Source organism: Chlorobiota bacterium (genome assembly GCA_016710285.1).
Lineage (GTDB): Bacteria > Bacteroidota > Ignavibacteria > OLB7 > OLB7 > OLB7.
Genome location: JADJXR010000001.1, coordinates 63529 through 79900 on the forward strand (window position 1 = coordinate 63529; position 16372 = coordinate 79900).

At 58.8% G+C, this 16372-nt stretch carries 13 protein-coding genes; 6 read left to right on the plus strand and 7 right to left on the minus strand.

Annotated features, from left to right (window positions below):
- Window positions 1-25: 25 nt before the first annotated feature.
- The 3 genes from wecB to uvrA form a co-directional block, all read right to left on the minus strand.
- Window positions 26-1117 carry a UDP-N-acetylglucosamine 2-epimerase (non-hydrolyzing) gene (gene wecB / locus IPM61_00250; protein MBK8909737.1) on the minus strand — a complete coding sequence of 364 codons (1092 nt, stop codon included), beginning with the start codon at window positions 1115-1117 and terminating at the stop codon, window positions 26-28.
- Window positions 1114-2436: a nucleotide sugar dehydrogenase gene (locus IPM61_00255; GenBank protein ID MBK8909738.1), complete on the minus strand. Its 1323-nt coding sequence runs from the start codon at window positions 2434-2436 to the stop codon at window positions 1114-1116. The genes wecB and IPM61_00255 overlap by 4 nt, the downstream gene beginning before the upstream one ends.
- A gap of 242 nt (window positions 2437-2678) precedes the next feature.
- Window positions 2679-5786: an excinuclease ABC subunit UvrA gene (gene uvrA, locus IPM61_00260; protein ID MBK8909739.1), complete on the minus strand. Its 3108-nt coding sequence runs from the start codon at window positions 5784-5786 to the stop codon at window positions 2679-2681.
- Between the two features lie 206 nt (window positions 5787-5992).
- Here uvrA and IPM61_00265 point away from each other — a divergent pair, with 206 nt between their 5' ends.
- Window positions 5993-7555 (plus strand): acyl-CoA carboxylase subunit beta, encoded by a 1563-nt coding sequence (locus IPM61_00265; protein ID MBK8909740.1) that lies wholly within the window; start codon window positions 5993-5995, stop codon window positions 7553-7555.
- A 94-nt stretch (window positions 7556-7649) separates the two neighbouring features.
- Here the strand turns inward: IPM61_00265 and IPM61_00270 are convergent, their stop codons facing one another.
- Window positions 7650-8045 carry a YIP1 family protein gene (locus tag IPM61_00270; protein ID MBK8909741.1) on the minus strand — a complete coding sequence of 132 codons (396 nt, stop codon included), beginning with the start codon at window positions 8043-8045 and terminating at the stop codon, window positions 7650-7652.
- A 34-nt stretch (window positions 8046-8079) separates the two neighbouring features.
- A complete protein-coding gene (locus IPM61_00275) occupies window positions 8080-8244 on the minus strand; it encodes a hypothetical protein (protein ID MBK8909742.1) in 165 nt (54 codons plus the stop codon).
- A gap of 171 nt (window positions 8245-8415) precedes the next feature.
- Between IPM61_00275 and recR the strand changes: the two genes are divergently transcribed.
- The 3 genes from recR to IPM61_00290 all read left to right on the plus strand — a co-directional run bounded on the left by recR (window position 8416) and on the right by IPM61_00290 (window position 10859).
- Window positions 8416-9012 carry a recombination protein RecR gene (recR, locus tag IPM61_00280; GenBank protein ID MBK8909743.1) on the plus strand — a complete coding sequence of 199 codons (597 nt, stop codon included), beginning with the start codon at window positions 8416-8418 and terminating at the stop codon, window positions 9010-9012.
- Window positions 8966-9799 (plus strand): class I SAM-dependent methyltransferase, encoded by an 834-nt coding sequence (locus tag IPM61_00285; GenBank protein ID MBK8909744.1) that lies wholly within the window; start codon window positions 8966-8968, stop codon window positions 9797-9799. The genes recR and IPM61_00285 overlap by 47 nt, the downstream gene beginning before the upstream one ends.
- Before the next feature lie 136 nt (window positions 9800-9935).
- A complete protein-coding gene (locus tag IPM61_00290; protein MBK8909745.1) occupies window positions 9936-10859 on the plus strand; it encodes a hypothetical protein in 924 nt (307 codons plus the stop codon).
- A 97-nt stretch (window positions 10860-10956) separates the two neighbouring features.
- Here the strand turns inward: IPM61_00290 and IPM61_00295 are convergent, their stop codons facing one another.
- Window positions 10957-11964: an A/G-specific adenine glycosylase gene (locus IPM61_00295; GenBank protein MBK8909746.1), complete on the minus strand. Its 1008-nt coding sequence runs from the start codon at window positions 11962-11964 to the stop codon at window positions 10957-10959.
- A gap of 137 nt (window positions 11965-12101) precedes the next feature.
- Between IPM61_00295 and IPM61_00300 the strand changes: the two genes are divergently transcribed.
- A complete protein-coding gene (locus IPM61_00300; protein ID MBK8909747.1) occupies window positions 12102-13463 on the plus strand; it encodes a pyridoxal-phosphate dependent enzyme in 1362 nt (453 codons plus the stop codon).
- A 92-nt stretch (window positions 13464-13555) separates the two neighbouring features.
- Here the strand turns inward: IPM61_00300 and IPM61_00305 are convergent, their stop codons facing one another.
- On the minus strand, window positions 13556-15874 hold the full coding sequence (locus IPM61_00305) for a T9SS type A sorting domain-containing protein (GenBank protein ID MBK8909748.1): 2319 nt from the start codon (window positions 15872-15874) through the stop codon (window positions 13556-13558).
- Between the two features lie 241 nt (window positions 15875-16115).
- On the opposite strand from IPM61_00305, the gene IPM61_00310 reads away from it, so the two are divergent.
- Window positions 16116-16259, plus strand: coding sequence for a hypothetical protein (locus IPM61_00310; GenBank protein ID MBK8909749.1), 144 nt, complete (start codon window positions 16116-16118; stop codon window positions 16257-16259).
- Window positions 16260-16372 lie beyond the last annotated feature (113 nt).

The window sequence follows — 16372 nt, forward strand, 5'->3', positions numbered from 1 at the left end:
GCTGTACGAGTTGATGAACGGAGAATTACTGAAGGAACTGAAGGACCGTGCGGACGATCCGCTGGGCGGCGTGGCCATCCCACAACGGCGGTACCGTGTGCCGAATGCGGCCAGACCCCGCAACCGCACGCCGAACCCCTTCGCGGACGGCAAGCGGGGCAACGCCCACAAGGTTATTGGTGCCAAGCTCAACGGTGGAAGGGCGTTCGGTGGAGGGGCGCAGCGTGACGCATGGAACCCCAAGCCACGTTGTTTCTTCCTGGATGCCGCCGGAATCGGTGACAACGGCGCGGGCGTTCATCACCATCTGAATGAACTGGCGATACCCCGCCGGCGGAAGCAGCTCCCAACGCCCGCTCTCAACCATCGGCTGGCGAAGCCCGGACTGCAGCACCGACTCGGTCCGCGGGTGAACCGGGAAGCGAATGGCGCATCCCCCCGCCCCTTCCTCAATCGCTTCAATCAACTGGGCAAGCGCGGCGGGGTCGTCAACGTTGCTTGGGCGGTGAAGCGTCAGGACGATGTAATCGCCTGGGGTGCTTCCCTCGGCCCCGGCCTCTGCCGCTGCAAGTCCTTCGGTTAGGCGTGCAAGGGAATCAATCATGGTGTTCCCCACCAGATGAATTTGCTGGGGACGAACGCCATCAAGCAGAAGGTTCTGGCGACCGCTCTCCTCGGTGACAAAGAAGAGATCGGTGATGGAGTCGGTGACAATCCGGTTGATCTCCTCCGGCATCCCCCGGTCAAAACTCCGCAGGCCTGACTCGACGTGAGCCACCGGGATATGGAGTTTTTTTGCCACAATCGCCGCGGCCATTGTGGAGTTGACATCGCCATAAACGATCACGATTGCGGGGCGTTCGGCAATGCAGACTTTTTCGAACTCCACCATCACCCGCGCCGTCTGCTCGGCATGGCTTCCCGACCCCACGCCGAGGAACAGGTCTGGCTTCCCCATGCCCAGGTCGTTGAAGAAGACATCGGACATATTGGGGTCGTAATGCTGGCCCGTGTGGACCAGCAGATGCCGAACGCCATCAACGCGGTCGAAGGCGTGTTTCACTGGCGCGGCTTTCATAAAATTTGGGCGTGCGCCCACCACCGAGATAATCGTCATCCGTTGCCGCTCCCCAGCAGGTGAATCTTCTCCCGCCCTTCGCGGACGTGTTTGGTGGCGTTGCGGGTATCAATCACCACGCGGGCGTTGCGGACAATCGCTTCGTAGTCGAAGTTGGTGTGATCCGTGGTGATCACCACCACGTCGCTTTCGGCAACCAGCTGGTCCGAATAGGGCTGCGCGTGCAGCACGGTTCCGTGAACGTCAACGGTGGGGATGTAAGGGTCCACGTAGCGAAGGTTTGCGGCCCCGTCCTGCTGCAACAACTCCATCACCCGAAGCGCGGGGCTGTGGCGAAGGTCGTCAACGTCGCGCTTGAAGGCCACGCCGCAGATCAAGATTTTGGCATCCTGCAGCCGCACGGTGGAGTTAGCAATCTGGCGAATCACCATCCGCTGCACGTAGAACGGCATGGACTCGTTCACCTCGGCAGCAAGGGTGATGAAGTTGGTGACGAAGTCGTATTCCCGCGCTTGCCAGCTAAGGTAGTAGGGGTCAATCAAGATGCAGTGGCCGCCGATTCCCGGACCCGGGAAAAAGGGCATGAACCCAAACGGCTTGGTTGCGGCGGCTTCCACCACTTCCCAGATATTCACCCCTCCCATCCGGTCGCACAGCTGCGCAAGTTCGTTCACCAAAGCGATGTTCACCGAGCGGAAGATATTCTCCAGCAGCTTCTCCATCTCGGCAACTTTTGGGGAGCTAACCTCCACCACTTTTTCGATGATGACGCGGTTTGCGGCGGCGGCAATGCGGGTGCATTCTTCGGTTACGCCCCCCACCACGATTGGGGTGTTGGCGGTGTGCCACGTTTTGTTCCCGGGGTCAATCCGTTCGGGGGAGAAGGCAAGGTGGAAATCGGTTCCGACCTTCATTCCGCCCCGTTCCAGAATCGGCTGGACGTGGCCTTCGGTGGTGTTCGGGAAGGTTGTGCTTTTCAGGATGATGCACTGCCCGGCCCGCAAATTCCGCTGGACAGATTCGGCGGCCTGCAGGACGTAGGAGATGTCGGGGTCCTTGTTGGCCGAGAAAGGGGTTGGGACGCAGATGTAGATGATGTCGTAGTTGGAAAGGAGCGTTTCGTCGGTGCTGGCGCGCAAGGTCCCGTTTTGCAGCACCGCGCCCACCACCGCCGTGTCAAGGTCCTGGATGTAGTTTTCGCCACGGTTCAGGGTGGCGATTTTTTCGGGGTCAACGTCAATCCCAAGCGTTGGGATTCCGGCGTTGGCAAACTCCACCGCAAGGGGAAGCCCAACGTACCCCAAGCCGATCACGGCAACGGAAAACTGTTTTTGGTTGATCTGTTCAAGAAGGCTCATGCAACCATGTCCTGTGTGTTGTTCAATGCTGGTACTTCTGCCACCGGTGCGCGGGGAGCGGTTCCCCCTGCACCAAATTGGCCAAAACGCAAACATACAATAAGTGACTATCCCGCAGCACTGGGTTGTTCGGCAACGGCCACCGCAACGGCGGCGCGAGTTACGCCAAATTCGCCACCTCAGTAAGGCATTTTTTCATCCCTATTCTGCGCCACCCCACCGCGCCGGCTGCCGCCCATGCGTTACTTGCCCAGCACCCCACGCAAGAACTTCCCGGTGTGTGATTTCTGGGATTGCGCCACTTGCTCGGGGGTTCCTTCGGCAACCACTTGCCCGCCGGCTTCCCCAGCTTCCGGCCCCAGGTCAATCACCCAATCGGCGGCCCGGATAACGTCCAAATTATGCTCGATCACAATCAGCGAGTGCCCGGCATCAATCAGCGCGTTGAAGGAGCGGAGCAGCGTGGCGATGTCGTCGAAATGGAGGCCGGTTGTTGGCTCGTCCAAAATGAACAAGGTGTGGTCGTGGGCGGGGGAAACAAGGTTGGCGGCCAGCTTCACCCGCTGCGCTTCCCCGCCGCTAAGCGTGGTGGCCGGTTGGCCCAGCCGGATGTAGCCAAGCCCAACATCATGCAGTGCTTGCAGCCGCCCGGTCACGCGGCGTTCCCCCCGGAAGTGCTCAATCGCTTCGTCCACGGTCATCTCCAAAACGTCAACAATGCTTTTGCCGCGCCACGTTGCGTTCAAGATTTCTTTGTTGAACCGGCGGCCTTTGCAGGTATCGCACGTAAGGTACAGGTCCGCAAGGAACTGCATCTCCACTTTCACCACCCCTTCCCCCTGGCACGTTTCGCACCGCCCACCCGGAACGTTGAAGCTGAAGTATCCCGGTTTCCAACCGTGCAGCCGTGCCCCGGGGGTCAGCGCGTATAATTCGCGAATGGCATCGAAGGCCTTCACGTAGGTGACGGGGTTCGAGCGTGGCGTGCGGCCAATCGGGGATTGGTCCACCATCTCCACCCCACCAACGAACTGATCCCCTTCAATCGCCGCCAGCCGTTTCGGCATCTTGCCGGTCTCCCCTTTCAGATGGGCCAGCGCGGGATAAAGCAGCTCATGAACCAACGTTGATTTCCCCGAACCGGAAACGCCTGTCACCACCGTCAGGGTCCGGAGCGGGAAGGTGATGTCCACGTTCTTCAGGTTGTGCTCGCTTGCGCCGCGCAGGGCAATCCGTTCCTTGCCAGGCTTGCGCCGCTCCTTTGGCAGGTCCACGCTTTTGGCTCCGGTAAGATAGGCCCCGGTCAGGGAGTCTTTGGCCTGCAGCAGTTGCGGAACGCTTCCCTGAAACATGATCTTCCCCCCATGCTCCCCCGCTTTTGGACCGATGTCAACAACCACATCGGCAGCGCGGATGATGTCGGGGTCGTGCTCCACCACAATCACGGTGTTCCCCAAATCCCGCAGCGATTGCATGATGCGGATCAACCGCTCGGTGTCGCGACTGTGAAGCCCGATGGAAGGTTCGTCCAACACGTACATTGCCCCCACCAACTTCGAGCCGATGGAGGTTGCCAGATTGATCCGCTGCGACTCGCCACCGCTCAGCGTGTGGCTTAAACGGTCCAGCCGCAGATAGCCCAGCCCAACATCATCAAGCAGTTTCAGCCGCCCCCGGATTTCCGACAAAAGGCGGTCGGCAACGTCCCGCTCGTACGGGGTTAGCTCCAACTTGGCAAACCAATCGTTGGCTTGCTGGATGGTCATGGCAATCAGGTTCGGGATGGATTTCCCGTGGATGAACACCCGCGCTGCCGAGGTCCGCAGCCGCGCCCCTTTGCACTTTGGGCAGGTGGTGTAGCCACGGTAGCGGGAAAGGAAGACCCGATAGTGCATCTTGTAGGTCTGCTCATCCACCATCTTGAAAAACCCGTTGATCCCGACGTAGCCGTCGAACCCATCCATCACCATCTCCCACTCTTTCTCCGATAGCTGGCCGATTGGAACATCCAGCCGCAGCCCGGACTTCGGGGCAACTTTCAGCAGCTTGTTGAAATGCTCGGAATGCTTCGGGGTGGTGAACGGAGAGATTGCCCCCTGGCGAATGGTTTTGGTTGGATCGGGGAAGACAAGCTCCATGTCAATCCCAACCGCACGCCCAAACCCCTGGCACTCGGGGCAGGCCCCAAACGGGTTGTTGAAGCTGAAGAGTTTCGGCGAGGGTTCTTCGTAGCGGATGGAGCAGGTTGCGCACTCGTAGCGGGTGCTGAACCGAAGGCGTTCGCCGGTTTCCAGCACCGCCACCACTGCGCGCCCGTCCCCTTCGTTGAAGGCCGTTTGCACCGCGTCGGCAATGCGGGTCATGGTTTCTGGGTCGTCCTGCTTCACCAATCGGTCGGCCAGCACAAACACTTGATCCTTCTCCACGCGATCCGGCGCGCCCTCGTTCAAATCAACAATCTCGGTCAAGTCCCCAATGATTACCCGGAAGAATCCTTTTTGCCGAAGGTTCTCGAATTCCTGCGCCACGGTCTGTTTGTCGTGGGAGTGAAGCGGGAACAGGACGTACAGCCGCGCTCCGTCGGGAAGCTGGCGCAGCCGTTCCTGCACCGTCCGCGGCGTATCCTTGCGGACCGGGTTGTTGCAGGTTTTGCAGAGCGTCACCCCGATGCGGGCGTAGAAGACCCGCAGAAAGTCGTACACCTCGGTGGTGGTTGCCACCAGCGAGCGGGGGTTTTTGCTGATCGTCTTCTGCTCGATGGCGATTGCCGGGGCAAGCCCCGTGATGCTTTCCACATCGGGCTTCGGCATCCGGGCAAGGAACTGGCGGGCGTAGGAGGAAAGGGATTCCACAAACCGCCGCTGCCCCTCGGCGTAGATGGTGTCGAACGCCAGCGATGATTTCCCCGATCCGGAAACCCCCGTCACCACAATCAACTGGTTGCGCGGAAGCTCCAGCGACACCCCACGCAAATTGTGGACGTTGGCGTTGCGGATCACAAGGGTGCGGTTCGGCCGCTGGTCCCGCTCCGGGCGAGCAACCTGGCCATTGCCCCCCCGCAAAGCGCGGTAGCGGAGCGAGATTCCGGCACTTGCCACGGCGTTGGCCGGGCCAGCAAGCGTGGTGGCCGAAGGTTCCGGGGTGGATTTCTTTTTCGGGCGGCCAACACGGGGTTTGGCGGCGGCAACAGCTTCCGGCACGGGGGGAACAGCTTCCCCCTTTTTCTTCCCGGTCGTTTTTTTAGGAAGGGTGGTTTCCTTCTCTGCTCCCTTCTTCGTCCCCTTCTTTGCTGCGCTACTGGCAGAAGGGTCCGAAGGTGTTGTGGTTGCTGGTTTTTTGCGTGCCGCCATTGTGCTGGATTCTGGGAAAAACAGAGGCTACCGGTATATCAAGCCAACAAGGTACGGCGGGCAAGGTGGGGTAGCCAACAACGAAATGTTAGAGGGGGGATTCGTAACTTCGCCCAACGTTTTTTTCACAGCATCAACACCGAACCATGATAGAACAAGAGCTTGTTGGAACCGCCAACACCAACGGCAACGGAGCAGCTGCACCAATGCCGGACCCCACACCCGCCGAAAATCCATTTGAACGGCTAAGCCGGATGCGTGCCGAGTCAAGGCTTGGCGGCGGAGAGCGGCGGATCCGGGACCAGCATAAAAAAGGGAAACTCACCGCCCGCGAACGCCTTGAGGCATTGCTGGATGAAGGGAGCTTTGTGGAAATTGATGCGTTTGTGCAGCACCGCTCGCGCGATTTTGGGTTGGACGAACAGAAGTATCTGGGCGATGGAGTCGTGACCGGAACCGGGACGATTAACGGGCGGACGGTCTGCGTCTTCTCGCAAGATTTCACGGTGTTCGGCGGGTCGTTGTCGGAAGCGCATGCCGAGAAGATCTGCAAGATCATGGACCTTGCCATGAAGATCGGCGCGCCGGTGGTGGGGCTGAACGACTCCGGCGGCGCACGAATCCAGGAAGGGGTGGTGTCGCTTGGGGGATATGCCGACATTTTTTTGCGGAACACGCTGGCTTCCGGGGTGGTCCCGCAGATCTCGGCAATCCTTGGCCCCTGCGCCGGCGGAGCGGTCTATTCCCCGGCCATTACTGACTTTGTGGTGATGGTGCAAGGCTCCAGCTACATGTTCGTTACCGGGCCGAACGTGGTGAAAACCGTCACCCACGAGGACGTAACGCAGGAGGAGCTTGGCGGGGCAACAACCCACGCAACCAAATCGGGCGTTGCGCACCTTGCCGAACGGACCGAGGTGGACGCGCTGCTGGCAATCCGGCGGATGCTTGGATACATGCCGCAGAACAACCGCGAACAACCGCCAACCGTTGACCTTGACGACCCCGCCGACCGCCGCGACTTCATGCTGAACGCCATCATCCCCGACAACCCGAACAAGCCGTACGACATCAAGGAAGTGATTAACCGCGTGGTGGACCACCGTTCCTTCATGGAAATCCACGAAGGGTTTGCCGACAACATCGTGGTTGGGTTTGCGCGATTGGGCGGGCAATCGGTGGGGATTGTGGCCAACCAACCGGCGGTGCTTGCGGGGGTGCTGGATATTGATGCTTCGGTGAAAGGGGCGCGGTTTGTCCGCTTCTGCGATTGCTTCAATATCCCGCTGGTGGTGTTCGAGGATGTCCCCGGATTCCTTCCCGGAACCGATCAAGAATGGCGGGGAATTATCCGCCACGGGGCAAAGCTCCTGTATGCTTTCTGCGAAGCCACCGTCCCGAAAATGACCGTCATCACCCGCAAAGCCTACGGCGGCGCGTACGACGTGATGAACAGCAAGCATATCCGTGGCGATTTCAACGTGGCATGGCCAAGCGCGGAGATTGCGGTGATGGGAAGCAAAGGGGCGGTGGAGATTTTGTTCCGAAAGGAGATTGCCGAATCCGCCGACCCGGAAGCCGCGCTGGCCGCCAAGGATGCCGAGTATCGGGAGAAGTTCGCCCACCCCTACCTTGCCGCCGAGCGTGGCTACATTGATGACGTGATCGAACCGGCCGACACCCGCCCGCGCCTGATCCACGCGCTGCGGTTGCTCCGGAACAAGCAGGACACCAACCCGTGGCGGAAGCATGGGAACCTGCCACTGTAGGTTCTTCTGTAGGTTCTTCCCAATTGTGCAAAAACAGAGTGGCCATCGCTCCCCGCGATGGCCACTGTTGGTTACGGCTGTTTGGTGTGGGTGATTATTGCCCCACCGCTGACGCTGCCGATAGTACCGAAAGGCCAAGGATCCCCAGTACGGTAGTGAGAATCATGCCACCCAGTACAAAAATAACGAGGAAGTTGACCGCCAACACAATGATCACATAGATCACCCGCTTGTCGTCGGGGGTTTTCATGGTGTGCGGAAGCCCGAGGTACATCAGGTATATCCCATAAAGTCCACCAGCTATCGCTGCAAACCCACCCAGGACTGGGATAATTGACAGAATACCAGCCACCCATCCTGCTGTATTCGAGTAGATCACCAACTGGAAGGCGCGCCCCTGGTTGGCAACCGATCCGAACGACGAAGCAAGCACGTTCACAATAAACGCGGCAACAACGATGACAATGAGGGAGGTAATCAGCCAGGCCAACCCTGCTGCAACCCCATACATCAGACCCGACGGGCTAAGCAATCCAGGTGCCGATAATTGTTCCCACCACTGGAAGCAACATTAGTGGCAAGGCGTAGCCGGTAATCATTCCCCCGGTGTCCGGTTCTTCCGTTTCAATCACCGGCCATTCCGTTTTTGGGGTAAGGATAATGTTCTTTGCGCGGTCAACAAGGCCCATGGCTGTCCCCTTTGTTTAGTTGTTTGTTGTGTGAGCGACGTGCGTGTGTTTTCACGTCGCGCCGAACATACAGCATATTTTCACAACCTGAAAGAATCTTCGACGCTTTGCCTGCTTGGTAATGGGTGATATTGCCAAAAAAGTTGACCGTCGCTACCCTTTTCCATCATCATGCTTCACACTTCCCAATCGCTCGAGTCGGTGATCGAGCATTTAAGCAGCCTTCCCACCATTGGCCGGAAGACCGCGCAACGCATCGCCCTCTATCTGCTGAAACAACCCCGCGAAGAGGTGGTGGCAATGGCCCGCGCCCTTGTTGACATGAAGGACAAAACCGCCTACTGCTCCATCTGCCAAAACATCACCGAGCAGGACCCCTGCGCAATCTGCCAATCCCCAAAACGGGACCGGAACGTGATCTGCGTGGTTGGCGAACCAAGCGACGTTTTGGCGGTGGAGAAAACCAACGATTATCATGGCCTGTACCACGTGCTTGGCGGGGTGATCCACCCGCTGGATGGAGTTGGGCCGGACGATTTGAAAATCAAGGAACTGCTGGCACGGATTGGGAGCGGCGAACAGGAGGTGATCCTTGCGCTGAACCCCAATGTTGAAGGGGAGATGACCACGCTCTATCTGGCAAAACTCCTGAAGCCGCTTGGCGTGAAAGTCACCCGAATTGCTCGCGGAGTTCCGTTGGGGTCGGCATTGGAGTTTGTTGATGAAGCAACCATCTCGCGGGCGTTGGAGGGGCGTGTTGAAGCCTGAGCAATCGCACCAACCAACCCCCGAACCGCACAAACAAACCGAAGAGTGGTTCGAGCGGTGGTTCCGCAACGAGCTGTACCTGAAGCTCTACGCCCACCGCGACCGTGCCGAAGCCACCCACTGTGTGGAGCTTATTCTGCGGGCAACCGCTGCCGCTGGCCACGTGCCATCCCACGCGCTTGATTTGGCGTGCGGCCCGGGCCGCCACTCCATCACGCTGGCGCAGCGGGGGCTGCAGGTTACGGCGGTGGACCTTTCCCCCACCCTGCTTGGCCACGCGCTGACCGCCGCCGCAAAGGAAGGGGTGGAGGACCATATCCGTTTTCTCCGCTCCGATATGCGGCACATCACCTTCCACCAGGAATTTGACCTTGCTGTGCAGCTGTTCACCAGCTTCGGTTACTTCGACAGCCCCGCCGATGATTTTTTGGTGCTGGAACGGGTCCGCCAGGCATTGCGACCCGGCGGGTATTACGCGCTGGATGTGCTGAACGAACAGCAGTTGCGCAGCTCACTTCTGAACAGCAGCAGGAAATGGGTGGATGACCTTGAGGTGGTTGAACACCGGCAGATTGTTGACGACCGCGTGGAAAAAACCATCACCATCCATGCGGGTGCCGAGCAGATGGAGTTCCACGAATCGGTCCGGCTCTACCCGCCCGACACGCTGGCGCAGATGTTGAACGATGCCGGGCTTGTTCCGGTGGAATGGTTTGGCGATTACCACGGGTCGGCATTCCACCCCCGCCACTCGGCGCGGATGCTGGTGATTGCGCGGGCGGAGTAATCACATTTTCTTTTCTGCACGTTACTTTTTACCAGGGCCTTGGCTCACCTGCTTTGGAAGCAACAACGTCCTACCGCTGCTTCCCTTCCGAACACGTCAACAACAGCCATTTCCATAACCATCAAGGAGTTCCCGAATGTTGAACCGCCTTCTTCCCTACGCCGGCGCGATTGCCTTAGCGTTGGGCGTTGCCGTTGGTTGCTCAGAGAACAACATCACCGAGCCAGCCGCAGCAGCAGCAGCCACTACTGATCCTTACTACGTGCTTCGCCCTGATGCTTCGGCGATGAGCGACGTGAGCGAGCTTCCATCACTTGAGGAATTGATCGCCAGCAGCGGCGAGCTTACCACGCCAAACGCCAATCCTCCAGACACCGGCATTCGCCCGGGCGGCGGGAAAGATGGACGCGACACCGGGGTGAAGCCACCAAAACCACCGCGTGACCCACGTGATACCGGAGTGAAGCCGCCAAAACCACCGCGTGACCCACGTGATACCGGAGTGAAGCCGCCAAAGCCACCGCGTGACCCTCGCGACACCGGAGTGAAGCCGCCAAAGCCGCCACGTGATCCTCGCGACACCGGGGTGAAGCCACCACGCGACCCACGTGACACCGGGGTGAAACCACCACGCGACACCGCAGTGAAGCCCCCAAAAGGTCCACGCGATTACGGCCGCTTGCAGATGGGAACGTACAGCCGGATCATCAAACAATTGCAGCTGACCAGCGAGCAAGATTCGGCGGTCCGCATTTGCTTCGAGAGCTACCGCCGCTGCGTGGGCGATGCTGCAAAAACCTACGGCGCGGCACGCCAAGCCTTGAAAGCACAATTTGATGCCGCCTACCGCGAACTCCGTTCGCAGCCAAAAGGTCCAGAGCGTGACTCGGCCATAAAGGCACTTCGCGAAAACTACATTGCCAGCGTCACAGCGTTGAACGCGAACTACGATGCCCAGGTGAAAGAATGCCAAACCAGCTTTGAAGGCTGCGTGACAAGCAACCTTACGCCGGAGCAGTTGGAGCGTTGGACCCGCCTGCTGGCAACGGTCAAACGATAATCTCTTGAAGGGGTTGGAACGATCGAGCCGGAAATCAGCAATGGTTTCCGGCTCGGTTTTTTTTTTGGGGGGATGGAGAAAATTTGCGGGCAGCCACTTACGCCGGCAGCATCACGGCATCCGATTGGCGCAGGGGGCCTTCTTGCACCCCGATTCTTGTGGCCAATCCCTCCTCAATCAGCCTGTTCAAAATGCCCAGCCCCTCACGCTCCTCCCTCACGCTCATTTTTTCTCGATAGCCCAACCGTTCGGCTGCGCGTTCCACAACGGCGTGCGCGGGGATTGGTCCATCGGCATCGCGCAATGCTTCCACCATCTTCCCTCGCCAGAACCGGCGCGGGATTCCGCACAGGGTTGGCTCGGAGGGGCGAACGTCATCGGGATGGAACAGCGCACGCTGCGGGATGCCTGCCGACGCGCAATCTTGGCGCACCGGGCACGCGGCGCAGTTTGGTTTGCGGGCGGTGCAGATGGTGGAGCCAAGGTCCATCAACGCTTGGTGCCAACGGAACGATTCCCCCGCCGGAAGAATCGCCGCCGCAACAGCTTCCACCGTTGCGGGCGGCATTGCCTGGCGCGGGGAGTGGCACCGGAAAAAGAGCCGCGAGATCACCCGCTGGATATTCACATCCACCACCGGAACATCCATCCCAAACGCAAAGCATTGGATTGCCGCCACGGTGTATTCCCCCAACCCCGGCAACGCCCGAAGCTGATCCGCACCGGAGGGGAACAGGCCGGAATGTTCCTCCACAATCGCCCGCGCCGATTCCTGCAACCGGAGTGCGCGGCGGTTGTAGCCCATCCCCCGCCACGCCCGCAGCAGCTCACCTTTCCCCGACGAAGCCAACGCCGCAACCGTTGGGAACTGCCGCAAAAATTCCGGCAGCCGCCCAGCCACCCGCGCCGATTGCGTCTGCTGCAACATCACCTCGCTTACCAGCACCACGTACGGATCAACGATGGTTTCGGCCCCTTCCTCCCGCGCCAATTTCCGCCACGGGAATTCCTTCCCCTGCTGCCGGAACCACGCCAGCAGCTGCCGGCGGATTGGGCGATGGAAACGATGGAACGTCAGCGGAAGCCGCGCGGAGGTTGTTGCCATGCCGAAAAAGTAAAGATGTTTCCCGCAACCGCCGCACGGTTGGCGGGCGTTGGGTTTGGGGGCTATGTTTGCGGGAAGTTCGCGCCGCAGACGCACGACGCGGCGGCATATCACGCAGAGTTTTTATCCTTTCCATCATGCACGTTATCAACTCCGTTACCGAACTGATCGGCAACACTCCACTTCTACAAATCAACAAGGTTATTGGCCCAACCAAAGGGACCGTTCTGGCAAAAATGGAGAGCGCGAACCCTGGCGGATCGGTCAAAGATCGGATCGGCATCAGGATGATAGAGGCCGCCGAGCGCGAGGGGAAGATCAAGCCTGGCGGGTTGATTATCGAGCCAACCAGCGGCAACACCGGAATTGGCTTGGTGCTGGCGGCAATCCAGAAAGGCTACCGCACCCTGTTCGTGATGACCGACAAAGCATCCGTGGAGCGGGTCCGCTACCTGAAAGCCATGGGGGCCGAGGTCCTGATTGTCAGCAGCGCGGCAAAGGCAAGCTCGCCGGAATATTATTTCAACACCGCGCAACGGCTGGCCAGCGAGCTTCCGAACGCGCTGATGCTGAACCAGTACGACAACCCCGCAAACCCCGAAGCCCACTACTACGGGACCGCCCCAGAAATCTGGGAGCAGACCGAAGGGCGCATCACCCATTTCATTGCCGGGATGGGAACCGGGGGAACAATCAGCGGGTGCGGAAGATTTTTCAAGGAGAAGAACCCGAACATCAAGGTGATCGGTGCGGACCCAACGGGGTCCTCGCTGAAAACCTACAAGGAGACCGGGCGGCTGGTTGAAGCACTCCCCTACTTGGTGGAAGGCGTTGGGCAGGAGCGGATCCCCGGCAACCTTAATTTCAACGTGGTGGATGAGGTCTTCAACGTCAGCGACCGCGAGGCGTTCGTGATGGCGCGGCGGCTTGCACGCGAGGAAGGAATCTTCACCGGAGGCTCCACCGGAATGAACTTTGCCGCCGCCGCCGCAAAAGCCCGCAGCATGAACGAAGGGGATGTGATGGTGGTGATTGTGTGCGACACCGGCGAGCGGTATCTAACCAAACATCACTCCGACGAGTGGTTGCAGGAGAAAGGATTTTTGGAACGTGAGAAGATCACGCTGGGGATGGTGCAGGAGCTGAAAGTGCGGCGCGAAGGGCGAATCGCCATGCTATCGGCCACGCCAGGGATGAGCGTGCGCGACGCGTTGAACCTGATGAACGCCCACGGCTTCAGCCAGCTTCCGGTGATGGAGGATGGAACGCCCGTTGGTTCCCTGCGCGACAACCGAGTGATGGCCGCTGTGCTGGACGACCGCGAGCTGCTGGACCGTTCCGTCAGCGAGGTGATGGAGGAGAGTTTCCCCGTGGTGAAGCACACCACCGAAGCCAGCAACGCCATTCGCTACTTGAAAGATGCCCGCGCAATTTTGATTGAAGATTACGGCACGATCTCCGGCATCCTAACGCGGCATGATCTGGTGGAGTTTTCTTGATCTTGGAAGCACGATAACCAGCAAACCGAAGCGGCTCTTGAAGAAGGTTCTTCAAGAGCCGCAACAGTATTGATGAAAACGGTTCGCAGTGCTTACCGTGCCAGGACGAACTTGGCTCGTTTCACACCAGCGGGCGTTGTCACTTCGGCAAGATAGACCCCGGTTTTCAGCCGTCCGTTGGCGATCATCTCCACTTGGTTTCCTGTCTCGGCAATGTTCCGTTCGGCAGCATAGACGCGGTTGCCAAGCAGGTCGTAAATGGCAATCGCCACGGTGGCGTTTGGTTCCTGGGTGGCGTAGTTAAGCGTCACGATGGTGTTGTCGCGATTGGCCAGCACCGCAAGGCCGTTGGCCTGATTGCTTGGCTCCACCGCAACGCTGCTGATCGCCCCTTCAACCGGTTCGGGCCATGCTGATTGGAAGACCTCACGGGTGGCGTTATCCTGAAGGAACACAACAGCGTTCAGGTTCTTGAAGTTCTCAACAGAATTTTCTGTTGTGTGGTTGATCCGGTTGGCAGCCTGCCCATCAAGCGATAAGCGATAGCTCCCCTGGAAGGTAAACGTCTCGGTAAAGGTCACGGGGACGCCAGCTTTTAACGGCTCGATGGCTCTTCCTTTGTCATCGGGGAGCATTTTCTTGACGACCTGGAAGAACTCCTTCTCACCATTGGATTTGACATTCTTCTCCGTACGATTTTCGATAATCAGCGTGTGCAATCGCAGGTTATTGGAGTTGATGTCAATGCCGGGAACAATCTCGGTTGTCACCGTAACGGTGGTTCCTTCAACTTTTATTGAGGAGTTGATTTTGTGGAACGTCGGCACGCTGGTAAATGCGGCGTACAGCTGTGGCGTGTAGCTGTTGGCGTTCCCATCCCAGCCGCCATCAACCTCCATTCTTGGAATAGAGTTGATCCCGTAATACCCACGGCGGTTCACTGTTTCGTTTGTGGCATAAGGGTCGCCAGTTCCGGGGAAGTCTTGCTGGTATTTCACCACGGTGTAATCGTCCACCGGATAGAGCTTCAGGATCGTGTGCAGATTATCGTTCCCCGGCTTGCACGGGGGGCAGGTTGATGATGTGAAGACTTCCTGCAACGGGCGGCGTTTCTCCATCTTCGTTGTCACGGTCAGGTTCACCATTAACGAAAGTTTCTCCTGGCCCTTGGCGTTCGTTGCGAACTCAACGTTTGCCTCGTAATTCTGCTCGGCCAGCCCTTTGGTGTCAATCGTAAAGGTGACGTTCTTCGAGCTGCCAGCAGGAACATCCACCGCTTCCAGTGGGGTAACGGCCAACCACGAAGCATCGTTTGGGATCGTGATGGTTGCCGATAGCGGAACGATGCCGGTATTGCGCACCGTGACCGTAAAGTTCCTTGTGGTATCTGGCTTCATAATCTCGCTACGGCTTGTTGGGGAGATCTGCCCAATCGCCGTCGGTTCGCCTTCGGTGTATTTGTACACCTTCGGGGTTTGATACCCGCTGACCATATACAACCCAGTGCCATCGCTTGGCATTGATGCAACGTTGTAGGTGCCAGCAGGAAGCGCGTATGTTGATTCCCATTTATTCTTTGCCGGATCGTAGGAATACGTGGCATCCAGCGCGGTGCCGTTGTACGCCCCTGCGGTTGCATACACTTTCCCATTCAGCGACCCAACGGCCAAGCGGGTTAGTGGCGTTGGATAGCTGGCCCCGCTGCTCCATGCGATGCTCCCATCTTCAGCAACCAGGCCCTTGTACACAAAGTTGTTATACGCGCTGGAGTTGGTTCCGCCAATCAAGTAGATGGTGTTATCAACCGCTGCGGCAGCGGAGTACGCGCTGGCAGCCGGCGGTGCCGATTGCGCAGCCCACGTGTCGGTTGCCGGATCATAGACTTGCGTGCCGGATGTCACCGTTCCAGCCGAGTTGTACCCGTTAAGGATGTAGATTTTTCCGCCAACCACCGCGCCAGCAACCTGGTACACCGGCGTTGGGATGTCGGCTTTTTTTGTGAACTGATCCGTTGCCGGGTCATACTCCAACACCGATGCCGCCATCACCCGCGTGTTGCCGCTAGTGTAGTAGCCCCCAGCGATGTAGATTTTTCCGTTGATTGCCGCAGCATATCCCCCTGCACGGGCTTCCGGCATATTGGCAATCCGCACCCACTTCGTTGCTCCGCCGGTCATGTCCAGCATAATCGAACTTGAAACGAACGATCCGCTCGACTGGCCGATCTGAGATTCTAACCCGCCAAAAACATACAGCTTGCCATCCATGGTGGCCGTCTGATGCCAGCTGCGATATGCAGTTGATGAGATTTCGGGCAATGATGCCCACTGCCCAACGGTCCTTTGCTGGGCAAACACCAGCCAGCCAGCCACTGCAAGCAAGCAAGCTGCAATACGGTAGGAATTGTGCATCCGTCTCTCCTAAAAATGTGTGAACGGTTCTGTGAAAGTTGAAGGTCTTGAATGGGCCGAAACAGGCAGCCGCATCAACTGGGGGTTGGCCGATGCAAGAAGAGGGGGGGGCGGAACACAAGCAGACTGCCTGCGATTGTAGCGGCGGGCAAATTACACCACCGCCCCACACATTGGCAAGCACCTGTGACGATTATTTTGCGGGGTGGCTGGGGGTGGGTTTGCGTCGTATCTTTGCCCCGTGCGCATTAAAACTCTTCATAGCGGCAACCTACTCCGGTCCACCGGGACCATTCGCGGGGGATCGTTCCCTTCGGCGATGATCCTGGGTGCGCGACTGCGCCATTGGATTGCCACCGCCAGCGCACTCCCCCTCTCCGCCTGATTTCCTCCACACACACACACTTCTTCATTCCCAGATTCCGTAGCAAGAACCGGCGCAGCAGTGCGCCCGCCGCTTGCGTAGGCATTCTGCGGTGTGGTGTTGCGGAAGCATCT

What these genes read in the sequence shown, in the direction of transcription:
- wecB (MBK8909737.1), bottom strand. Translation starts at nt 1,117, where the DNA reads ATGACGATTATCTCGGTGGTGGGCGCACGCCCAAATTTTATGAAAGCC.
- IPM61_00255 (MBK8909738.1), bottom strand. Translation starts at nt 2,436, where the DNA reads ATGAGCCTTCTTGAACAGATCAACCAAAAACAGTTTTCCGTTGCCGTG.
- uvrA (MBK8909739.1), bottom strand. Translation starts at nt 5,786, where the DNA reads ATGGCGGCACGCAAAAAACCAGCAACCACAACACCTTCGGACCCTTCT.
- IPM61_00265 (MBK8909740.1), top strand. Translation starts at nt 5,993, where the DNA reads ATGCCGGACCCCACACCCGCCGAAAATCCATTTGAACGGCTAAGCCGG.
- IPM61_00275 (MBK8909742.1), bottom strand. Translation starts at nt 8,244, where the DNA reads ATGGGCCTTGTTGACCGCGCAAAGAACATTATCCTTACCCCAAAAACG.
- recR (MBK8909743.1), top strand. Translation starts at nt 8,416, where the DNA reads ATGCTTCACACTTCCCAATCGCTCGAGTCGGTGATCGAGCATTTAAGC.
- IPM61_00285 (MBK8909744.1), top strand. Translation starts at nt 8,966, where the DNA reads ATGAAGCAACCATCTCGCGGGCGTTGGAGGGGCGTGTTGAAGCCTGAG.
- IPM61_00290 (MBK8909745.1), top strand. Translation starts at nt 9,936, where the DNA reads ATGTTGAACCGCCTTCTTCCCTACGCCGGCGCGATTGCCTTAGCGTTG.
- IPM61_00295 (MBK8909746.1), bottom strand. Translation starts at nt 11,964, where the DNA reads ATGGCAACAACCTCCGCGCGGCTTCCGCTGACGTTCCATCGTTTCCAT.
- IPM61_00300 (MBK8909747.1), top strand. Translation starts at nt 12,102, where the DNA reads ATGCACGTTATCAACTCCGTTACCGAACTGATCGGCAACACTCCACTT.
- IPM61_00305 (MBK8909748.1), bottom strand. Translation starts at nt 15,874, where the DNA reads ATGCACAATTCCTACCGTATTGCAGCTTGCTTGCTTGCAGTGGCTGGC.